Origin of the sequence: Kaistella gelatinilytica (assembly GCF_015679325.1) — a bacterium.
In the GTDB taxonomy this organism is placed as follows: Bacteria; Bacteroidota; Bacteroidia; order Flavobacteriales; family Weeksellaceae; genus Kaistella; species Kaistella gelatinilytica.
Window position 1 is genome coordinate 574,898 of the sequence record NZ_JADPVI010000002.1, and the last position, 19,358, is coordinate 594,255.

Annotated in this window: 21 protein-coding genes and 1 tRNA gene; 12 read left to right on the plus strand and 10 right to left on the minus strand. The window is 35.5% G+C overall.

All coding sequences use genetic code 11. The features are described from left to right. Window positions 1–96 precede the first annotated feature (96 nt). The 6 genes from IV494_RS09725 to ribA are packed head-to-tail and all read left to right on the plus strand — an operon-like array spanning window position 97 to window position 4,422. Complete coding sequence (locus tag IV494_RS09725; RefSeq protein ID WP_196079947.1) at window positions 97–891, plus strand: DUF4292 domain-containing protein; 795 nt, start codon at window positions 97–99, stop codon at window positions 889–891. Further along, window positions 888–2,471, plus strand: a complete 1,584-nt coding sequence (locus tag IV494_RS09730) for a murein hydrolase activator EnvC family protein (protein ID WP_196079948.1) — start codon at window positions 888–890, stop codon at window positions 2,469–2,471. Before IV494_RS09725 ends, IV494_RS09730 begins: the two co-directional genes overlap by 4 nt. A gap of 33 nt (window positions 2,472–2,504) precedes the next feature. After that, window positions 2,505–2,732, plus strand: coding sequence for a twin-arginine translocase TatA/TatE family subunit (locus IV494_RS09735; protein ID WP_196079949.1), 228 nt, complete (start codon window positions 2,505–2,507; stop codon window positions 2,730–2,732). A gap of 12 nt (window positions 2,733–2,744) precedes the next feature. After that, window positions 2,745–3,371, plus strand: a complete 627-nt coding sequence (locus IV494_RS09740; protein WP_196079950.1) for a DUF4254 domain-containing protein — start codon at window positions 2,745–2,747, stop codon at window positions 3,369–3,371. Beyond that, window positions 3,352–3,813 carry a hypothetical protein gene (locus IV494_RS09745; RefSeq protein ID WP_196079951.1) on the plus strand — a complete coding sequence of 154 codons (462 nt, stop codon included), beginning with the start codon at window positions 3,352–3,354 and terminating at the stop codon, window positions 3,811–3,813. Before IV494_RS09740 ends, IV494_RS09745 begins: the two co-directional genes overlap by 20 nt. A 15-nt stretch (window positions 3,814–3,828) precedes the next feature. Further along, complete coding sequence (ribA, locus tag IV494_RS09750) at window positions 3,829–4,422, plus strand: GTP cyclohydrolase II (protein WP_196079952.1); 594 nt, start codon at window positions 3,829–3,831, stop codon at window positions 4,420–4,422. A 58-nt stretch (window positions 4,423–4,480) separates the two neighbouring features. On the opposite strand, the gene deoD is transcribed toward ribA, so the two are convergent. After that, window positions 4,481–5,188 (minus strand): purine-nucleoside phosphorylase, encoded by a 708-nt coding sequence (deoD, locus tag IV494_RS09755; protein ID WP_196079953.1) that lies wholly within the window; start codon window positions 5,186–5,188, stop codon window positions 4,481–4,483. A 139-nt stretch (window positions 5,189–5,327) separates the two neighbouring features. Beyond that, window positions 5,328–5,822 (minus strand): hypothetical protein, encoded by a 495-nt coding sequence (locus IV494_RS09760; protein WP_196079954.1) that lies wholly within the window; start codon window positions 5,820–5,822, stop codon window positions 5,328–5,330. Between the two features lie 111 nt (window positions 5,823–5,933). On the opposite strand from IV494_RS09760, the gene IV494_RS09765 reads away from it, so the two are divergent. From IV494_RS09765 to IV494_RS09780, 4 genes are all read left to right on the plus strand, one after another. Next, complete coding sequence (locus IV494_RS09765) at window positions 5,934–7,673, plus strand: glycoside hydrolase family 3 protein (protein WP_196079955.1); 1,740 nt, start codon at window positions 5,934–5,936, stop codon at window positions 7,671–7,673. Between the two features lie 26 nt (window positions 7,674–7,699). Then, window positions 7,700–8,833: an N-acetyl-alpha-D-glucosaminyl L-malate synthase BshA gene (gene bshA, locus IV494_RS09770; protein WP_196079956.1), complete on the plus strand. Its 1,134-nt coding sequence runs from the start codon at window positions 7,700–7,702 to the stop codon at window positions 8,831–8,833. Window positions 8,834–8,892: 59 nt separating this feature from the next. After that, a complete protein-coding gene (locus IV494_RS09775; protein ID WP_196079957.1) occupies window positions 8,893–10,158 on the plus strand; it encodes a DUF2851 family protein in 1,266 nt (421 codons plus the stop codon). 93 nt (window positions 10,159–10,251) lie between these two features. After that, the gene (locus IV494_RS09780; RefSeq protein ID WP_196079958.1) at window positions 10,252–11,940 is read left to right on the plus strand and encodes a putative transporter; all 1,689 of its coding nucleotides are present in this window, start codon (window positions 10,252–10,254) and stop codon (window positions 11,938–11,940) included. A 49-nt stretch (window positions 11,941–11,989) separates the two neighbouring features. Here IV494_RS09780 and yajC read toward each other — a convergent pair whose 3' ends face one another. The 3 genes from yajC to nusB are packed head-to-tail and all read right to left on the minus strand — an operon-like array spanning window position 11,990 to window position 13,777. Further along, window positions 11,990–12,319: a preprotein translocase subunit YajC gene (gene yajC / locus IV494_RS09785; RefSeq protein ID WP_039351179.1), complete on the minus strand. Its 330-nt coding sequence runs from the start codon at window positions 12,317–12,319 to the stop codon at window positions 11,990–11,992. A gap of 14 nt (window positions 12,320–12,333) precedes the next feature. Further along, a complete protein-coding gene (locus IV494_RS09790; RefSeq protein ID WP_196079959.1) occupies window positions 12,334–12,861 on the minus strand; it encodes a DUF1573 domain-containing protein in 528 nt (175 codons plus the stop codon). Between the two features lie 10 nt (window positions 12,862–12,871). Further along, window positions 12,872–13,777: a transcription antitermination factor NusB gene (gene nusB / locus IV494_RS09795; RefSeq protein ID WP_196079960.1), complete on the minus strand. Its 906-nt coding sequence runs from the start codon at window positions 13,775–13,777 to the stop codon at window positions 12,872–12,874. A 159-nt stretch (window positions 13,778–13,936) separates the two neighbouring features. On the opposite strand from nusB, the gene IV494_RS09800 reads away from it, so the two are divergent. Next, on the plus strand, window positions 13,937–15,595 hold the full coding sequence (locus IV494_RS09800) for an ABC transporter ATP-binding protein (protein WP_196079961.1): 1,659 nt from the start codon (window positions 13,937–13,939) through the stop codon (window positions 15,593–15,595). Between the two features lie 115 nt (window positions 15,596–15,710). Continuing rightward, window positions 15,711–16,046 (plus strand): DUF3276 family protein, encoded by a 336-nt coding sequence (locus IV494_RS09805; RefSeq protein WP_196079962.1) that lies wholly within the window; start codon window positions 15,711–15,713, stop codon window positions 16,044–16,046. Between the two features lie 146 nt (window positions 16,047–16,192). On the opposite strand, the gene IV494_RS09810 is transcribed toward IV494_RS09805, so the two are convergent. The 5 genes from IV494_RS09810 to IV494_RS09830 all read right to left on the minus strand — a co-directional run bounded on the left by IV494_RS09810 (window position 16,193) and on the right by IV494_RS09830 (window position 19,344). Continuing rightward, window positions 16,193–16,266: transfer RNA gene (locus IV494_RS09810), tRNA-His, on the minus strand. A gap of 37 nt (window positions 16,267–16,303) precedes the next feature. Continuing rightward, window positions 16,304–17,023 carry a bacillithiol biosynthesis deacetylase BshB1 gene (gene bshB1, locus IV494_RS09815; protein WP_196079963.1) on the minus strand — a complete coding sequence of 240 codons (720 nt, stop codon included), beginning with the start codon at window positions 17,021–17,023 and terminating at the stop codon, window positions 16,304–16,306. Window positions 17,024–17,318: 295 nt separating this feature from the next. Further along, window positions 17,319–17,996 (minus strand): hypothetical protein, encoded by a 678-nt coding sequence (locus tag IV494_RS09820; RefSeq protein ID WP_230380059.1) that lies wholly within the window; start codon window positions 17,994–17,996, stop codon window positions 17,319–17,321. Further along, complete coding sequence (gene rfbD, locus IV494_RS09825) at window positions 17,993–18,856, minus strand: dTDP-4-dehydrorhamnose reductase (RefSeq protein ID WP_196079965.1); 864 nt, start codon at window positions 18,854–18,856, stop codon at window positions 17,993–17,995. Before rfbD ends, IV494_RS09820 begins: the two co-directional genes overlap by 4 nt. Then, entirely contained in the window at window positions 18,853–19,344 is a 492-nt protein-coding gene (locus IV494_RS09830; RefSeq protein ID WP_196079966.1) for an acyl-CoA thioesterase, read from the minus strand. Before IV494_RS09830 ends, rfbD begins: the two co-directional genes overlap by 4 nt. Window positions 19,345–19,358 lie beyond the last annotated feature (14 nt).

Consider the following 19,358-nt stretch of genomic DNA (forward strand, 5'->3'; position numbering starts at 1 on the left):
AATTTAAAATAAATTATTCCTCGTCAAACCACACGAAATCTTTTGTGTGGTTTGGCGTTAATATTGCAAAGTTCGCCTTCTAATAAGAAAAATCAAATGAAAAAATATATTCTGGTGCTGATGACCTCGGCTTTCCTCTTTTCCTGTAAAAGTAAAATGGCCACGAATGCTCCTATCGGAACATCGAACGAGATAGCAGCAAATGCTACTTTTTTTAGTAAAATTAAGGAGAGATCAGATTTTCAACAACTCAAAATAAATTCAAAAATAAACATCGAGAACGGGACTTTCATTCCGACATTAGATGCAACCATTTACATTGAAAACGGACAAAAAGTATGGATGAATATGATCGCCATTTTTCTAAATGTTGGAAGAGGAATCGCAACACCCGACGGAATTAAAGGCTATGAAAAATGGAACAAAACCTATATTGAATCCGATTTTTCTTACCTGAATAAATTGTTGAATGTTAATTTTATCGATTATAATTCTTTGCAAAATTTACTTTTGGGGAAAACTTTTGTACCGATCAATGAGAAAGATTTTATTTTGACCAAAAATGCTCAGGGTTATCGCCTGACTTCCTCAAAAAATTTGAAATTTGAAAACAATGGTCAAACCTCAGAGTATAGCGTGATCATGGATTATTCGCCTGATTTTGATTTGAGTCAGGTGCAATTAGAAGATAAAAATAAAACCAATCAACTTGAAATCTCGTATTTTAATTGGACAGGCTTCGATAACATGAAATTGCCAAAAAATGTTAAAATAATTATAAAAGGTACAAAAACTAGCCAAATTTTCTTGGAAAACACGAGATTTGAGAGTTCGAAAATGGATACGCCGTACTCCGTTCCCAATAATTATACGAAAACTGAGATTAGATGATTAAGAAATTAGGAATTTTTGTAGGAATTTTTCTGTGCGGATTTTTATTCTCTCAAAAGAAAGAAGAACTTCAGAAACAAAATGTAGAACTTAAAAAACAAATTGCATCTATTAACACGAATCTCGCAAAGACGCAACAGGACTCAAAATTATCTGTAGCTTACTTGAATGAAGTTAATAAGAAGATACAACTTAGAGAGAAGGTTTATACCAATACTCAAAAAGAAAAGAGATTAATTGAAGACGATATTTTCCTTCGTCAGCTGGAAATAAACCGCCAGAATAAAGAGCTTGCGGTATTAAGAAAAAATTACGCCGAAGTTTTGGTGAAAGCGTATAAGAATAAAGGAGTTCAGAATAAAGTGACCTTTATTTTATCGTCCAAAAATTTAGGACAAGCATTAAGAAGAGTTCAGTATCTGAAAGATTATTCAGACTATCAGGATAAAAAAGCAGCGGAGATTTCTGATGCAGCCAAAAAACTTCTTCAAAATGTAGCCTTAAAACAGAAATCTGTTAAAGATAAAGTGACGATCCTTTCTAATCAGGAAAAAGATCTGGTCACCATTGAAGCAGAAAAGAAACAGAAAGAAAGCCTGTTGCAGGATTTCAAGAAAAATGAAGTACAGCTTACTGCAGAACTGAAGCAAAAACAAACCGAGTCGAAACAGTTAGAAGGACAGATTCGTTCGATCATTGCGGAAGAAATTAAAATTGCAAAGGCAAAAGAAGAAGCCAACAGAAAGGCAGAAGCTGAAAAAGTACGTTTGGCAAAGATCGCTGCAGAAAGAGAAAAAGCGAAGATCGAAGCTGAGAACAAAGCAAGAATGGAAGCGCTTGCATTAGAGAAAAGAAAAGCAGACGAAGAGGCTAAAAGATTAAAAGATATTTCAGATAAAAAAGCTGCAGAAGAAGTTGAGCGCGCAAAAATCGCAGCTTTAGCAGATTCAAAAAAGACAGAAGATACGAAACGGGCAGCAGATGCTGAAAAAACAGAAGCGAGAAGAGCAACAGCGGCAAATGACGCAAGAATTGCAGCAGCTAATGCAAAAAATGCAGCGGAAAAAGCAGCAAATGCAAGAGCAGCAGAAGCGGATCTGGTGAAAAAAACAGATGAAGAAAAGAAAGCTGCTGAAACCAAAGCGATGACAAATTATGGGGTTTCAAGTGTGGTCGGAAATAATTTTGCAGCCAACCGTGGAAAAATGGGAATGCCGGCTTATGGGACAATTACCCACCGATTTGGAAGACAGCCACACCCGGTTTTTAAAAATATAGTAGAAGAGAATAACGGAATAAAAATTTCAGTAAAGAAAGGAACAGTTGCAAAATGCGTTGCTCCGGGAACGGTTTCCCGAGTAGTTGCATCCGGAGACGGAAGTAAAATGGTCATGGTGAAACACGGAGATTATTTTACGGTCTATGCAAACCTTTCAAACACGATGGTTTCTGCGAATCAACAGGTTTCAGCAGGAACATCAATAGGAACTATTGGAGAAGATTTCGACGGAACTTACACTCTTGATTTCCAGATATGGAATGACAGAAGCCCAGTAGACCCTTTAGGATGGATCAATTAAAAAAATATAAATTAACTTTGTAAAAATTTCATAATGCATACACTTACAATATTAGCACTTTCCTGGCAACACCTCTTAATTGTTGCAATTATTTTACTTATCCTTTTTGGTGGAAAAAAGATTCCGGAAATGATGCGCGGTTTAGGATCCGGGATCAAAGAGTTTAAAGACGCTGTTAAAGAAGAGGACAAAAAAACTCCGGAAGATCCTACTAATACTACGACCACACCTCCGAACAATAACTCTACACCCACGAACTAAATTCTGCACTTTATGAGTATTACAGATACCGCCTGGGAAATTTTTAATCAGTCGATCAACAATTATCATATAAAAGATAATGTAGAAGAATCTGTAAATAACCCATTTTCAAGCGGGACTTTGGAACGGATATTGTATGCGAAGAGCTGGATTGATACCGTTCAATGGCATTTGGAAGATATTATTCGGGATACCAACATAGAGCCCATTGAAGCTCTGAAAATCAAAAGAAAAATTGACGCATCCAATCAGGAAAGAACTGATATGGTTGAATATATAGACAGTTGGTTTCTGGATAAATATAAAGACATTACGCCAAAATCTGATGCTAGATTAAACAGCGAAACGCCTGCATGGGCTTTTGACCGCCTGTCGATTTTAGCATTAAAGATTTATCATATGTCACTTGAAGCTCATAGAGAGTCAGCAAGTGAACAGCACAGAAATAATTGTTCCCAAAAACTAAGCGTTTTATTGGAACAGAAGAGAGATCTTTCTGAAGCGATCAAGCAATTGCTTGATGATATTGAGAACGGTAAAATTAAGATGAAAAGTTATAAACAGATGAAAATGTATAACGATGAAAGTCTTAATCCGATCCTTTATCAAAAAGTGAAAAATGATCAAACTAAAATTTAGATATATTTTATTTCTGCTCCTGGCTTTATCCTGTTCTACAGAAAAAATCAATTTGTCACCAATTGGAGACAACCTTTCTCAGACGAGTGGCAAGACTTTTACTTACACTTTAGATCAAAGAAAGAATCTTATTTTCTATTCCTCAGAGATCACCAATCTAATCGCTACTTTTCCTAAATTTGGCAACGAAGATGTGAACAAAGAAGTTATTACCTTGAAGTATTATTTAAAGGATTATATTGGTGCGATGGAAGAATCAAATGCGAATGGCTTAAAAACATCTCAAACAAAATTTGAGAAATCTTATAAGAAACTCCAGCATTTGCGTAGGTTTCTTAATAAACAGGATGATGAAATTTTGAACAGATACCTGGTAAAGATCAAAATAAATATGTCACTTTTAAATAGCAATATTTCAACTGATAAGCAACCTGCCAGTTAAAAAATCTTTTTTTATATGTTGAAAATTCAAGCGGAAGCTAACGTTCCTACTGAACATGGTAATTTCCGGATGATCGCCTTATCTGAAGACGAAAGTGACTGGATGCCACACATGGCAATTATTGCAGAAAACACCGATTTTTCCCGTCCTGTAAATGTTCGATTTCATTCAGAATGCATTACTGGAGAAGTTTTTCATTCCAAAAAGTGTGAATGCGGTCAACAGCTGGATGCTGCGATGAAATACATGCAAACAAATGGTGGTATGATCGTATATCTCCGTCAGGAAGGAAGAAATATTGGGATCATCAATAAATTGAAAGCCTATTCACTACAGGAAAAAGGTTTTGATACAGTAGAAGCAAATTTAGAATTAGGACTTCCTGCTGATGACAGAAATTTTTCGGTTGCCATCGATATTTTAGATATTCTGGGTGTAAAAGACATTAACCTTCTTACCAACAATCCGGAGAAAATAAAAGCTGTGGAGAACAGCAACATTCATCTCAATAAAAGAATCCCCATTCAAATTGATTCTACGAGCGACAGTGCAGCTTACTTAAAAGTGAAAAAAGATTTCTTTGGTCATCTCTTAGAAAATGAAAAATAAAAAAAATAACGCTGAGATTTATCAAAGCGTTATTCTTTTTTATGTTCAATTGCTTTCTTTAAAACTTTAAAGCAGTTTCCAAAGCTAATTCAATCATAGGTTTTAAAGCTTTTTCTCTCTGATCTGCAGATATTTGTTCACGCGTCGGAATAATATCTGAAACCGTAAGAATGGTCGCCGCATTTTTTCCTAAATGTTGCGCATTCGCAAACAAAGCAAAAGCTTCCATTTCTACCGCCGAACAATTATATTTTGCAGCAAGTGCAGGTAAACCCTCTTCTTTTCTATAAAAAATATCACTCGTATGAATATGCGTCGGTTTAATATCCAGATCCATACCTTTCGCAGTTTCATTGATTTGCCCAAACGCAGTTCCTTGGTGTGAAATTAAATCACCTTCAATTCCCCAGGCAAATTTCGCGTAAGTTGATTCACTCGCCGAAAACTCAACATTTAACAGATCGAAAAGTTTCAAGTCACTTGTATAAGCTCCGCAAGTGCCGATTCTGATAATTGTATCTACATCGAATTCTGTAAAAAGTTCGTAAGAATAAATTCCAATACTTGGGATTCCCATTCCACTCGCTCCTACCGAGATTTCTTTACCCTTATATTTTCCTGTGAAATAGTAAATATTTCTGGTCTGACTTACCAGTTTAACTTCTTCTAAAAAATGATCGGCAATATATTTTGCCCGCAATGGATCACCCGGTTGTAAAACAATTTTTGCAATTTCTCCTTTTTTTGCAGCGATATGAACACTCATAATTTTAATTTTAATTGAATTTTAAATGTAAGCAATTCTGACCAAAATTAAAATCTATAATTGATGATTTTTGGCATTTAACGACCAAAAAAGCCCAATAGAAAATATTGAGCTTTAGATTATAATTATTTAAGAAAAATTACTTTCTGTCTGGAATATTGTAAAATTTAATTACACTTTGATAATTGCTAAAATCAACTTGTGAATTTTTTCCTTGCGATGCTGGAACCAGTACAATTCTAAACCTTTGATTGGTCAGATAGTTGGCGATAAAAGTTGGCGTTTGCAGGGAGAAATCGATTGTTCCACCTGCTTTGATGAGTACATCATTTTTGGTGAAATCAAAATCAAAATCTAATTCTCCTTCCGGTAAAAATAATGTTCGCGGAATTTGTTGCCAAATAGGATTTCCGTTAGAAACACCAGATTGTCTGTAAACGAGAACAACATCGGTACTGTTGATACTTAAACCTTGTGACACTGAATATGAATTCCCTGCATTAAAGTTTCCTGTAATATCAGTCATTTTCGGATAAGTGTCGGTTGTAACAACGTCATTGTTGGTTCGATCATTACAGCTTACCGCTGCAAAACCGAAAATTGCTAAAAGCATGATCGTAAAATATTTTTTCATTTTAAAATTATTTATAGATTAATTATATTCTAAAGATTTCAAGATGTATGCCAATAAATTTTAAATCTAAAAATTAAAAATTGTATTTTTGTTTCTCTCATATTTTAGATAATGAAAAACGTAAAAAGTCAAATCTCTTTCCTAATAATTCTTCTTTTTTCTTTAAAAATTTCTGCGCAGTACCAACCTAAGGATCTTAACAAAGAAGATTTAAAAAAAGCCAGTGATTGGGTCGATAAAACTTACAATTCTCTTTCACAGGATCAAAAGCTCGGACAGTTATTTATCATTGCACTTTATACGAACAAAGGAGAGGATTTCATTAATAATGTACGAAACATCGTTGTTAACGAACAAATCGGCGGCTTAATTTTGATGCAGGATGACGCCGCCAAAGAAATTAATCTCGTCAACGAATTTCAAACCAAATCCAAAGTTCCTTTAATAATAGGAATGGACGCTGAATGGGGCGTTTTTCAAAGAATTGCTACGGCACATAAATTTCCGTGGGCGATGACTTTAGGCGCAATTCAGGATAAAAGTCTAATCACCCAAATGGCCGCTAAAATTGCCGAAGACTGCAAAAGAATGGCTATCAACTGGGATTTCGCACCTGTTGTAGATGTCAATACGAATCCTGACAATCCTATCATTGGGAACAGAAGTTTTGGTTCAGAAGTTTCAAATGTGGTAAGTTCCGGACTGGCTTATTCGACCGGTTTACAGAATAACAATATTTTGGCCGCGATTAAACACTTTCCCGGTCACGGCGACACAAATACGGATTCTCATTTAGATCTGCCCGTAGTTTCTCACAACATAAAACGACTTACCGACATTGAATTGGCACCGTTCAAAGCATTAATGGATAAAGGAATTGGTGGCGTCATGGTCGCCCATTTATATGTTCCCGCGTTAGAAAATGAAAAAGGTGTTCCAGCTTCCGTTTCAAAAAAGATTGTTACCGGAATTTTAAAAGATAAATACGGCTATAAGGGTCTAATTATTACGGATGCTTTAAATATGGGCGCCGTTGCAAAACGGTATAAACCGGGAGAATTAGATGCGTTGGCTTTCAAAGCCGGAAATGATATTATGCTCTTTTCTGACGGTGTAAAAGAAGGAAAACGACTCATTCAATTGGCTATTGATCAAAAAGAAATTTCCAAGGATCGGGTTGAAGAAAGTGTGAAGAAAATTCTTCTCACCAAATATTTTTTAGGTTTAACCAAATATGAACCGCGAAATCCTGAAAACATTAATCAAGATCTCAACAATCATTCTCATAAAATCTTGGTTCAAAACTTATACAGCAACGCTTTGACGCTCTTAAAAGATGACAAAAAACTGCTGCCATTAAATTGTAAGGAAACTTATTATTACGTTCCATTAGAAGAAGCGCCCTATCAAACTTTTCTGGACCAATTGAATTTACATACAACGGTTATTATAAAGAAAGCTTCAGAAATCTCCACGATTCGTCCAAATTCAACCGTGATTGTTGGTTTTCACAAAGACAATTCTACCGCTTACAAACCTTATAAAATTTCGGAAGAGAGCAAAAGGGTTTTGGCTGATTTGAGCAAAAATCAAAATGTTATTTTAAATGTTTTTGGCTCAGCTTATGCTTTAAAAGATATTGACATTTCTAAAATTCCTACTGTTTTAGTTTCTTACGAAAATAATGATGATTCGATGACTGCAACGGCAAATGCCTTGAATGGAGAAACGAGAATCTCAGGAAAACTCCCGGTTTTAGTCAACGAAAATTTAAAAGCCGGAATGGGAATCGATCTGAATGCTTCTTCGAAAATTAATTTAAAAGACAATAAAAAAACATCAATTGAGTAATTTCAATTTTACAAATATTTAAACCTATGAAAATCGGAATTCTCTGTTACCCAACTTATGGCGGAAGTGGCATCGTAGCTACAGAACTTGGTATGGCACTCGCCAATAAAGGTTATGAAGTGCATTTTATCAGTTCAGCTTTGCCTGCAAGATTAGATATTACCAATCCCAATATTTTTTTCCACAAGGTCAACGTTCAAACGTATCCGCTTTTTCAATACCAACCTTATGATATTGCGCTTTCGTCAATGATTTATCGGGTTGTAAATCTTTATAAACTTGATTTACTTCACGCTCATTATGCGATTCCTTATGCGTACGCAGCCTTTACTGCGAAACAAATGTTGAAAGAAGAAGGCAAAGATATTCCTTTGGTAACCACACTTCACGGAACCGATATTACTTTGGTTGGTCAACATCCAAGTTATAAACATGCCGTAGAATTCTCGATCAATCAATCCGATACGATTACTTCAGTTTCTGAAAGTTTAAAAAAAGATACGCTTCAATTCTTTAATATTAAAAAAGAAATCGAAGTTATCACCAATTTTATCGATAACTCAGAATTTATCAATAAATCAGCATGTCAAAGAGATCAATTTGCAACGCCAGAGGAAAAAATTCTGATCCACGTCTCTAATCTTCGTCCCGTAAAAAGAGTAGAAGAAGTTCTGGAAATTTTTAAAAATGTTCAGAAAAAAATCAACTGCAAACTGATCATTATCGGCGAAGGTCCCGACATGGAAGTCATCAATCAGTTTTTGGAGGAACATCCTGATCTGATCAATAGAGTTCGTTTATTAGGAAAAGTCAACGATTTATACAAAATTCTACAGCTTTCCGACGTTTTCCTTTTACCTTCCGAGCAGGAAAGTTTCGGTTTAGCAGCACTAGAAGCAATGGCAGCATCAACTCCCGTCATCAGCTCAAACGCCGGTGGAATACCCGAAGTTAACATTCAGGGAGAAACTGGATTTTTAGCTGAAATTGGTAATGTTGAAGCGATGAGTAACTATACCATCAAATTATTAAGCGACGAAAATTTGCTGGCTCAGATGAAAAAAAACGCCAAAGAACAGGCACTCCGATTCGATCTTAGAAACATTTTACCAGTGTACGAAAAAATGTACGAAAAGACTTTAGCCAACTTCAAAAAATAGTGTTTTCACGGTCATAATCTCATGATTGCTTCGTTACTTTGTATGAAGCATGATGTATTATGAACGAAAAACTCCTTCAATATCTTTGGAATTTCAAGATTTTCAATAGTTTTGATTTTAAAGATGTGCTGGGAAATGATCTGGAAATTATTGATTTTGGTAAATGGAATTTCGATTCTGGTCCTGATTTTTTATTTGGAAAAATTAAAACTAACAATCTCGTTTTAGCAGGAAATATTGAGCTTCACGTAAAATCCTCTGATTATATTTTTCACCAGCATTCAGGCAATCCTGAGTTTGAAAATTTAATACTGCACGCCGTTTTTATCCATGATGTTGAGATTGAAGAACTGAATAATAAAGGGATTCCGACGCTTGAATTGAAAGATTATATCGATGAAAGTTTACTCTGGAAATATGAATCTTTATTAAATGAAAACCAGTTTATTCCATGTTCTAATTTATTCGATTCTAAAAAAATTCCGTTTTATTTTTGGGAAGAAACGTTGTTAAAAAAGTTGGATGAAAAATCCTTAGAAATTGAACAAGCATTAGTTCTCAATAAAAACAATTACGAAGCAGTACTCTTTCAAAATTTGGCCTATGCTTTTGGGTTAAAGGTTAATTCACAAATTTTCCACCAGATTGCCGAAAGTTTAGACTTTTCTGTTGTAAACAAGATCCGGCAAAATCAAACACAATTAGAAGCGCTATTTTTTGGAATGAGTAATTGGCTTGAAAATACACAAGAAGCGCAAACCAAAATCTGGAAACGTGAATTTGATTTCTTAAAGGTGAAATATAATATTAATGAAGTCCGCTTCAATCCAAAATTTTCAAAACTGCGTCCACCGAATTTCCCAACAGTTCGTCTTTCACAATTGGCTTCTTTGTATCATTTAAATCAAAATCTCTTTTCCAAATTGATCTCAGCAAAAAAAATTGGAGAGATCTATAAGATCTTTGAAAATGTAAAGGCAAGTGAATATTGGAATAATCGTTTTAATTTCGGAAAAATATCGCCTATCGAAGGCGAAAAATTTCTAACTAAGGAGTTCGTTGATCTCATTTTAATCAATGCGATTCTTCCTTTAAAATATACCTATCATAAAAATTCTGAAGAAAATATTGCAGACGAAATATTAAGTTTTTACCGAAACATATCGCCGGAAAAAAATATAATTATCGATGGCTGGAAAGGCTTAAATGTGAAAGTTGAAAATGCTTTGGAAAGTCAGTCGTTGCTTTATCATCACAAAAATTTCTGTCAAAAAAAGAAATGTTTAGATTGTGGAATTGGATTTCAGCTGCTGCGAAATCGCTGACAAAACACCTTCGAATCAATTCTGACAAACTTCATTACAATTTCCTCTCTTTTCGCCGTTATTAAAGCTAATTTTGTTGAAAATTAATAAAAAATGTTTGACTGGTTAAAAGTTCTTCTTCTTCCTATAGAAAATCCTACCGTTACGAATTCAATTGTCGCCATCATGCTTGCAATTTCGACCGGTATTTTTTTCGGCAGACTCAAACTGGGCAAAATAACCTTCGGAGTTTCTGCGGTAATGTTCACAGGATTAATTTTAGGACATTTCGGATACCGAATTCAGCCAGGGATTTTAGATTTTATCCGGGATTTTGGTCTGATCCTTTTCGTTTACGGAATTGGTTTGCAAGTTGGCCCCTCTTTCTTCTCTTCCTTTAAAAATGATGGCTTAAAATTTAATATTTTAGCTGTTTCCACTGTTCTTTTTGGTGGTTTGGTCACTTTAATCCTTTTTAAAGTTACTGGTCTCAAAATAGAAGATCTGGTAGGAATAATGAGTGGCTCAGTAACGAACACACCAGGTTTAGGAGCTGCAAAAAATACCATTGAAGAAATAAAAAATTCTTTCCCTGAAAAAACATTCGATGACCCAACAATTGGTTACGCAATTACCTATCCGCTCGGAGTTTTCGGGATTATTGGCACCATTATTCTCTCTAAAATATTATTAAAGATCGATCCGGATGAAGAGATGAAAAAATTCCGGAAATCAAAAATCGACAGTGAATTGCCTTTGGTTCATAAAAAAATGCGTGTTACGAATCCAGAATTTTTCGGGAAAACGCTCCATCAGATCCTAAAAGAATTCGGTCGCGAAATTGTGATCTCCCGACTAAAACATAGTGGAAGTGTTGTCGTGAAATCACCGACTTTAGATCACGAATTACGAGACCGCGATGTCCTGATGATTGTTGGCCTTGAAAAAGATTTGGATGAGTTTATCAGCAGCCTTGGTAGAGAATCAAAAGATCTTTTCATTGAATCTGATACCGACATTCACAAAAAAAACATTTTCGTCACCAAATCTTCGGTGTTGCATAAAACACTTTCGCAACTTGATCTCTTTAATACCTATGATTTGAAAGTTACACGCGTTTTTCGTGCCGGAAGAGAAATTTTACCACGACCATCCCTGGAATTATTTTATGGAGACAAATTAAGAGTTATCGGTTCGAAGGAAGCCATTGAAGAAGTAGAAATAATAATCGGAAACTCGGAGAAAAAATTATTAGAACCCGATTTTCTCTCCCTTTTTGGTGGATTGCTTTTGGGCGTAATTTTAGGATCAATTCCCATCATGATCCCAAGTTTACCAGTTCCGATAAAACTCGGATTCGCAGCCGGACCTTTGATCGTGGCACTTTTAATTTCGAGATATGGCGGAATATCATTTATTCATTCTTATATCAACAACGGTGCAATTTACTTTATGAAAGATTTTGGGATCTGCCTATTTTTTGCTGCCGTTGGAATTCATGCAGGTGACGGTTTCTACGAAAACTTTGTAAAATATAACGGCTGGAACTGGTTGCTTTTCGGTTCTGCAATTACTTTTATTCCTCTGATCACCATGGTGATTGTTGGTCGATTTATAATGAAGATCAATTATCTGCAGTTGGTTGGGATTATGAGCGGAAGTTATACCGATCCTGCTGCATTATCGTTCAGTACGAACTACTTAGATTCTGACATTCCTATTCAAAGTTATGCACAGGTTTATCCTTTGGTTACGATATTCAGGATCTTTGTAGCGAGTTTGTTGATTTTGATTTTTAGCTAAAAAAAAGCAACCGTAATTGGTTGCTTTTAAAATATATCCTAAAAAAATACTACTTTTTATCGTCAGTCGCTGCGTCTGGAAATCTCTGTTGTGTGAAATCTCTGGAGATGGCTGCTTTTTCAAATTTCAACTTTCCGGAAAGGGTTTCAATAATGATCCCATCTTCTAGAATTTGAGCGATTCTTCCGTGCATTCCAGAAGTTGTTACTATTCTGCTGCCTACTTTTAATTCAGACTGGAAGTTTTTTTCCTGCTTCGATTTTTTCATTTGAGGGCGGATCATCAGAAAATAAAATCCAACGAACATTAAGCCCATCATCAGCATTGTCGGCATCAAAGAGCTTTCCGGCGCTGCTGCTTGTAAAAATATTGCTATCATTATTATTGTTTAAATTATTTAGGTTGAATATCCGCTGAAAATGTAATTACCATCGGCGATTTTTCTACGTTTGCGAAAACTTCAGCTTGCTTTTGAACCAATCCGTCGAAATTGGAAGAATCAAATTTCAAAGTAATTTTTCCTTTTTTTCCCGGCATGATCGGATCTTTTGTGTAATCAGGAACAGTACAACCACAACCTGGCTTCACCTGAGAAATGATCAAAGGATTTTTTCCCGTATTTGTGATTTCGTAAGTATGTTCCTTGTGATCTCCTTTTTTGATCTTTCCGAATTCAAAACTTGATTCTGAAAGCGCAACGGATGTTAAAGGTTTAGACGATGCTTCTTTAGCCTGATCATTTGCAGTAACAAGTGTCGCATCTGAAGTTGGAGCTGCAGTTGCAGTCGCGGCTGCAGTTGAATCAGGAGCTGTTACTGTAGTTTCTTCGTTTACAACCAACTGATCTGCAGACTGGTCTTTTTTACAAGCCACTAAACTTAAAGCAGCAACTAACGGCACTATTTTAATTAAATTTTTCATAAATTCTTTATTAATTTCTGTTTATATCTTTCGTGTATTTATCTAAGATCCCATTGATAAAAATATTGGAACGGTCGGTAGAAAAGACTTTTGAGATCTCAATGTATTCATTTATAATAACTCTTCCCGGTGTTAAAGGGAAATATTCAATTTCTGAAATCGCTGCGATCAAGATAATTTTATCGAGCAGTGAAATACGGTCCAGATCCCAGTTATCCAACATTGATCCGATCTTTTTTTCTGTTTCTTCAAAATGATTTAAAGACTCTTTTAATAATCGGCGTGCAAATTCACGATCGTCTTCATCTTTGATCATTTTTATCAAAGTATGACTCGGTTCATCTTCCTTAAGAAAACCAATGGTCTTTTGCATCATCGAATTGGAGATGTGAAAATCATCGGCCCAACTCATTTCTTTTTCTTCCAGATGATCATGAAAGTCATCGTTCTCCGCAATATATCTTAAAAATAATTTTCCGATAAATTTTTGATCTTCTACAAAAGAATAGCTGTCTTCTTTCATAAAATCCTGATACCTTTTTCCCGCAGTCATCCTTTGGAAAGTTTTTACCAGCAATTCATCGTTAATATCCCATTTCAATTCCTGATGTTTTGAAGTAAAAGAAAGACGTTCTGTATTTTCTTCCAGTTTCAACAGGATTTGGTTATTGATAAACTTTTGATTGGGATTTACATTCTCATCGGTTTTAATGTATTTATTCTTACCGATCTCCAATTGTTTTTCTGCTAAAGCTTTCAAAGCCACGAGAAAATTAAGCTGGTAAATGTAAAGATGATAGATTTTTTCAATTTCAGAAAACATATTTTTCTCTAAAACATCGAATTTAATTGGGTTTTGGCAGTAAGAATATAACGATTCTACTACCTTTTCGCGGATTTGTCTTCTTCCTAACATTTCAAAGAACTTTTTGTGGGTGCAAAGATAACATTTTTTTAGAAATGAGTTTTGTTTTCCGTCTTCTGCATTAATAAAAAAAACCGAATCAAATTTCAATTTATTACTTTTGCATCTTATTAATGCAGGACGAAATAAGCTGAAAACCGTAAGAAAATTATGAACTCATTAAAAACGCTGAACTCCTATTTCTGGAAACATAGAATATTATTGTTTTATGGATTCTTCTTTATTATAGCCAGTAATTTTTTCAATATTTTCAAAGTTCAATTTGTCGGGAAATCAGTCGATGAAATTTCCAGAACGACCAGTCTGGGCTTTAATAAACAGGTTTTAATTTATGTTGGAATCATTGTTGGTTCCTCTTTGCTAACGGGTTTTTTCACCTTTATGATGAGACAAACCATCATCGTAGCTTCCCGCAGAATCGAATACGAATTAAAAAATAAAATTTACAGCCATTATCAGGAACTTTCGCTGACCGATTTCAAAAAAACGACCATCGGAGATTTGATGAACCGTTTGAGTGAAGACGTTGTTGCGGTAAGAATGTACCTCGGTCCCGGTGTAATGTACGTTGCAAATCTTATCATATTACTCATTATTACCTGCGTTTATATGTTGAGGACCGATGTTACGATGACGGTTTGGTCGCTTTTACCTTTACCCATTCTTTCCTTTGGAATTTATAAAGTGAGTTCGATCATCAATAAGAAATCGAAAATAATGCAGAAAAGCCAGTCTGCAATTTCCACTTTTGTACAGGACAGTTTCTCAGGAATTCGTGTGGTCAAATTTTTTGCGAAAGAAAAATATATCGAAAATAATTACGGCACCAAAGTAAAAGATTATCAGGATAAAGCTTTGGATCTGGCGAAGACTGAAGCCTATTTCTTTACCATTATTTTATTTGTGATCGGAATGCTCAACGTTGTCATTCTGCTCATTGGTGGACAAAAATACATGAGCAACGAACTTTCGGTCGGGAAAATCGCCGATTTCTTTCTCTACATTAATATTCTAATTTTTCCTTTTTCCATGCTTGGTTGGGTAACTTCAGTTAATCAAAGAGCCGCTGCATCGATGTCGAGAATTAATGAGTTTTTAGACATGAAAACTGATATCATTAATACAAATCATGAAAATTATAAGATCAAAGGAGATATTGAATTTCGGAATGTTTCGTATGTTTATCCGAACACAGGAATTAAAGCGCTGGATAATCTCAGTTTTAAGATCGAAGCCGGCAAATCTCTTGCAATCATGGGAAAAACCGGAAGTGGGAAATCTACCATCGCGCTTTTGCTTTGTCGGTTAATTGATCCAACAGAAGGTGAAATCCTCATCGATGGTAAAAATTTGAAAGAACACAATTTGGTCAACTACCGAAAATTCATAGGATATATTCCGCAGGAAAGTTTCCTTTTTTCGGATACGATTGAAAATAACATCGGTTTTGCGATTGATAAACCTTCACTGAAACTGGTTGAAGAATTTGCGAGAAAAGCCGATGTTCATAAAAATATTGTAGAGTTCAAAGACCAGTATAAAACCATGGTCGGCGAAAGAGGCGTGATGCTGTCTGGTGGTCAGAAACAGCGAATTTGTATTGCGCGCGCTTTAATTAAAGAACCGAAAATTCTTATTTTCGATGATTCCCTTTCCGCATTAGATACAGAAACGGAAGAAAATATCCTTCAAAACATAGAAAACGAAATTCAGAAAAGCAGCTCAATCATCATTACGCACCGCGAAAGTAGTGCAAAACGCGCGGATAAAATATTGAATCTCACGAAAATAGAAAGTTCTGACTCGTAAGAAATGCACATTTATTATCGATAATTCAATTTTATTAGCCAAAACGTAAAAATAAATTTTGCAATTAAAAGAAATCTTTTATATTTGTTAAACAAGATTTCAAAAAATAGTAAAAATGAGTGATTACAAGGAGCGCAACGAAAATGAAATTTTCACGAAGGTGTTAAAGGCAGGAAGAAGGACTTATTTCTTTGACGTGCGCGAAACAAAAGCAGGAGATTACTATCTTACCATTACCGAAAGTAAAAAGCATTTTGGTGATAATGGAGAAGCCAGTTTCGAAAAACATAAGATCTATCTGTATAAAGAAGATTTCAAAACTTTTGAAGAAATGTTTAAAGAATCGACCGATTTTATACTCAACGAAAAAGGAGAAGACGTAATTTCCGAAAAACACGATAAAGATTATAAATCGAAATCTTTTACAATAGAGTCTGACGACGAAGTTTAAAGAAAATATAAAGCACTCAATTGGGTGCTTTTTTTTATTGAATTTTTGAAATGAGAAGCTTTATTTCTTTAAAGAAGATTAAATCCCCCAAATAACATCTCGACAAATAAAAAAAACGCATTGAAAATCAATGCGTTTTAATTTTGGGTGGATGATGGGTCTCGAACCCACGACCTTCGGTACCACAAACCGACGTTCTAACCAACTGAACTACAACCACCGTTTTCAGAAGTGCAAATATAAGATTTTCTCTAAAATTAACAAACTATTCCGTCGAAATTTTTGAAAGCCAGCAATTTTTCTGTCGTAAAGCCTTCTGCAAAGTCTACTCCAGAGAGTCTGCCCAAATCCTGAGCTCTGTAAGTGAGGCTTTCCAGGAAATCTTTGGTCGCGATCGGCGTCATTGGTTCTTTCGAATTTGGATCGTAAAATTGGGTTTTATAGGCAAGACAAGCTTCAATTTTTTTCTCCATGAAATCGGAGATATCGAAGACAAATTCGGGAGTGATATTTTTCCATTGAATGTAATGGAAAACCTGTTTCGGTCGCCAAGGTTTCTGGTTTTCTCCCTCGGAAACCGTTTCTATTTTTACTAATCCCGACAGGAAACATGCATCTGAAACTAATTTTGCAGCTTTTGCATGATCCGGATGTCGATCATCAATTGCATTGGCAAAAATAATTTCCGGTTGATATTTGCGGATCATTTTTACGATCTGCATTTGGTATTCTTCCGTGTTCAGGAGGAAACCATCTTTCATTTTTAGATTTTCACGTGCAGAAATCCCTAATATTTTGGAGGCATCTGCTGCTTCTTCCGCTCTGGTAAAATTTGTTCCGCGCGTTCCGAGTTCACCTTGTGTAAGATCGACTACGGCAACAGTTTTTCCTTCGCTTATTAGTTTGGCGATTGTGCCACCACAACCGAGTTCTATATCATCGGGATGAGCACCGATGGCTAAAATATCTACTTTCATAATTCAAAGATACGAAATTGAGTGTTTTTAAATTGGTTTTTGGCGCGAGCGAAGCGAGCGCGAAAGAGTCTTTTTATGATCTTTATTACGGATACAAATTCTCTTATTCTTAAACAACTTACTTTGTCACCAAAATAAGCTTTGGAAGAAGAGGAAATCTCAATTATAGCCCCGATTGAAGCATTTGTTTGAGCTCTTTTTGGGATTGCCAATTATTTGGCGATCACAAAAAAGCGAGTGCGGAAAGCGGGTAATCAGTTGGAAATAGAAAATACTCTATTTGCTCCTTAATCAATTACTTGAATTCTTCGTAGATCGTGGTAAGAAACTGTCCATAAGATTGTTCTAACCGAGTGATATCGCCCGATTTCACATTGACTCCCGGAGTTCCGTAAGGATTTGAATTTACAGAAAAGGCAGAAAACTGGAAATATTGTACCGGTTGATCTGCTTGACCTGCAAGTTTGATGGTGGAACCTAAAAGTTTCTTGGTAGAAATTGTGATGATCTCGCCTGCAGATAACGTTTTTTTGATGTAAGTTCTGGGTTGAAAAACGATATTATCTTTATTGACCCCGATCGACTGTTTTTTATAAGGAGACGCGATGAGATAAATAATGTTGTCTTCTTTCGGGAAAGTATTTGCCGGAACGTAATAAAGATTGAGGCGATAATGCGCATAATCGAACTTCTGAACCGAACCGTCAACGGTTTCGAAAGGTTGATAAGAAAAGGCATTTGCACCGATTTCTTTGGCTTTTTTGTAGATCATGCCAAAGACCTTCACATCATCGTCGGAAAAACCCTGAACTTCGAGCTCACCTAAATATTCGGAAGTCACTTTAGAGGGATCTATTTTATAAAAAATCTTATCAGAATTGGTGTTTGATTTTAGGACTTTATTTAAAATTATTGTTTGCCCAAAAAATATTTGCGCAAAAAATAAAATGGATAGATAGATTAATTTCTTCATGCTTTCTGTAAGATTTCGATACATTCTTCGAGGGAATTTTCCCAGTATTTTGGTTCTATTTGGTAAACTTCTTCTATTTTATCTAAAGACATTGTGCTTCGTTTCGGGCGTTTTGCAGGTGTCGGAAATTCTTCCGTCGTAATGGCATTCAGTTTAATTTTTGAGCCTGAAAATTCTGCAATTTTTTGCGCGAAACCAAACCAGGTTGTTTCCGGATAATTTGAAAAATGGAAAATCCCGTAGGTTTTTGGTTCTTTTTCAATAATGGTCATGACTGCTTCTGCCAGATCATTCGCGTTCGTTGGCTGACCAAATTGATCGGCTACAATTCCCATTTCTTCTTTCACAGAAAATAAGTGCAACATGGTTTTCACAAAATTCTTATTGAATTCTGAATACAGCCAGGAAGTTCGGAGAATAATTGTTTTCGGCTGAAGATCGAGCGCTAACTCTTCACCTTTCCTTTTAGAAGCTCCATAAACGCCTTGCGGATTGGTAAAATCGTCTTCAGAATAAGAAATGTTCGTTTCTCCATCAAAAACATAATCGGTCGAAATATGAATGAAAATAGCATTGTGTTCTTCACACGCTTCGGCAAGATTTGCTACTCCTTCGGCGTTAACGGCATAAGCTTTTTCAGATTCTGTTTCAGCAAGATCAACGGCGGTGTAAGCAGACGCGTTGATACAAAAATCTGGTTTGAATTCGTAAAAATAATCTGAAACCTGATCTCTATTGGTAATATCTAAAGTATCTGAATCTGTAAAATCAAATTCAAAACGATCATCGTGATCGGTTGCCAATTTCCTGAAACAATTACCGAGTTGACCGTTACCACCAATGATTAGTATTTTCTTCATAATTTCTGTGCTGCTTTATTTTGTTTTCTGAAGTAAGAAACCCTGCTCTGAAAATCTTTCTCTTCTAAAGTAATCAAAAACTTTCGGAAAAGATCTTTGGTTTCTTCCGGTTGTGAAACAGATGCGCGCGTTTTCATATCAAAATAAATCACGGTGAGCCACAGAATACTGTGAATCACTTTTCCATCTTCACTTTTCATCAGAATTTCTACTTTTGACAGTCGGTCTCCAAGGTCTATCGTTTTGCTGGAAATGAGGACTTTGGCATTGTAACGCACTTCCTTCAAATAGGCGATCTCGTTTTGTACCGTGATCCAGGTGCACCCGGTTTTGCGGGTATATTCTTCGTAAGTGAAACCATAACCACTTTCTACATGATCTTCTCTTGCATTGAGCATATACTCGAGGTATTTCACATTATTAAGATGACCAATTGGGTCGCAGTCGCTGAATCTTACTTTTACTTCGCTTGAAATTTCTTGTTCCATATTACAAAATTAAA

Bases quoted from the DNA above. Each gene is read 5' to 3' on its own strand.
- IV494_RS09725 (WP_196079947.1), top strand. From the start codon at position 97: ATGAAAAAATATATTCTGGTGCTGATGACCTCGGCTTTCCTCTTTTCC.
- IV494_RS09730 (WP_196079948.1), top strand. From the start codon at position 888: ATGATTAAGAAATTAGGAATTTTTGTAGGAATTTTTCTGTGCGGATTT.
- IV494_RS09735 (WP_196079949.1), top strand. From the start codon at position 2,505: ATGCATACACTTACAATATTAGCACTTTCCTGGCAACACCTCTTAATT.
- IV494_RS09740 (WP_196079950.1), top strand. From the start codon at position 2,745: ATGAGTATTACAGATACCGCCTGGGAAATTTTTAATCAGTCGATCAAC.
- IV494_RS09745 (WP_196079951.1), top strand. From the start codon at position 3,352: ATGATCAAACTAAAATTTAGATATATTTTATTTCTGCTCCTGGCTTTA.
- ribA (WP_196079952.1), top strand. From the start codon at position 3,829: ATGTTGAAAATTCAAGCGGAAGCTAACGTTCCTACTGAACATGGTAAT.
- deoD (WP_196079953.1), bottom strand. From the start codon at position 5,188: ATGAGTGTTCATATCGCTGCAAAAAAAGGAGAAATTGCAAAAATTGTT.
- IV494_RS09760 (WP_196079954.1), bottom strand. From the start codon at position 5,822: ATGAAAAAATATTTTACGATCATGCTTTTAGCAATTTTCGGTTTTGCA.
- IV494_RS09765 (WP_196079955.1), top strand. From the start codon at position 5,934: ATGAAAAACGTAAAAAGTCAAATCTCTTTCCTAATAATTCTTCTTTTT.
- bshA (WP_196079956.1), top strand. From the start codon at position 7,700: ATGAAAATCGGAATTCTCTGTTACCCAACTTATGGCGGAAGTGGCATC.
- IV494_RS09775 (WP_196079957.1), top strand. From the start codon at position 8,893: ATGAACGAAAAACTCCTTCAATATCTTTGGAATTTCAAGATTTTCAAT.
- IV494_RS09780 (WP_196079958.1), top strand. From the start codon at position 10,252: ATGTTTGACTGGTTAAAAGTTCTTCTTCTTCCTATAGAAAATCCTACC.
- yajC (WP_039351179.1), bottom strand. From the start codon at position 12,319: ATGATAGCAATATTTTTACAAGCAGCAGCGCCGGAAAGCTCTTTGATG.
- IV494_RS09790 (WP_196079959.1), bottom strand. From the start codon at position 12,861: ATGAAAAATTTAATTAAAATAGTGCCGTTAGTTGCTGCTTTAAGTTTA.
- nusB (WP_196079960.1), bottom strand. From the start codon at position 13,777: ATGTTAGGAAGAAGACAAATCCGCGAAAAGGTAGTAGAATCGTTATAT.
- IV494_RS09800 (WP_196079961.1), top strand. From the start codon at position 13,937: ATGAACTCATTAAAAACGCTGAACTCCTATTTCTGGAAACATAGAATA.
- IV494_RS09805 (WP_196079962.1), top strand. From the start codon at position 15,711: ATGAGTGATTACAAGGAGCGCAACGAAAATGAAATTTTCACGAAGGTG.
- bshB1 (WP_196079963.1), bottom strand. From the start codon at position 17,023: ATGAAAGTAGATATTTTAGCCATCGGTGCTCATCCCGATGATATAGAA.
- IV494_RS09820 (WP_230380059.1), bottom strand. From the start codon at position 17,996: ATGAAGAAATTAATCTATCTATCCATTTTATTTTTTGCGCAAATATTT.
- rfbD (WP_196079965.1), bottom strand. From the start codon at position 18,856: ATGAAGAAAATACTAATCATTGGTGGTAACGGTCAACTCGGTAATTGT.
- IV494_RS09830 (WP_196079966.1), bottom strand. From the start codon at position 19,344: ATGGAACAAGAAATTTCAAGCGAAGTAAAAGTAAGATTCAGCGACTGC.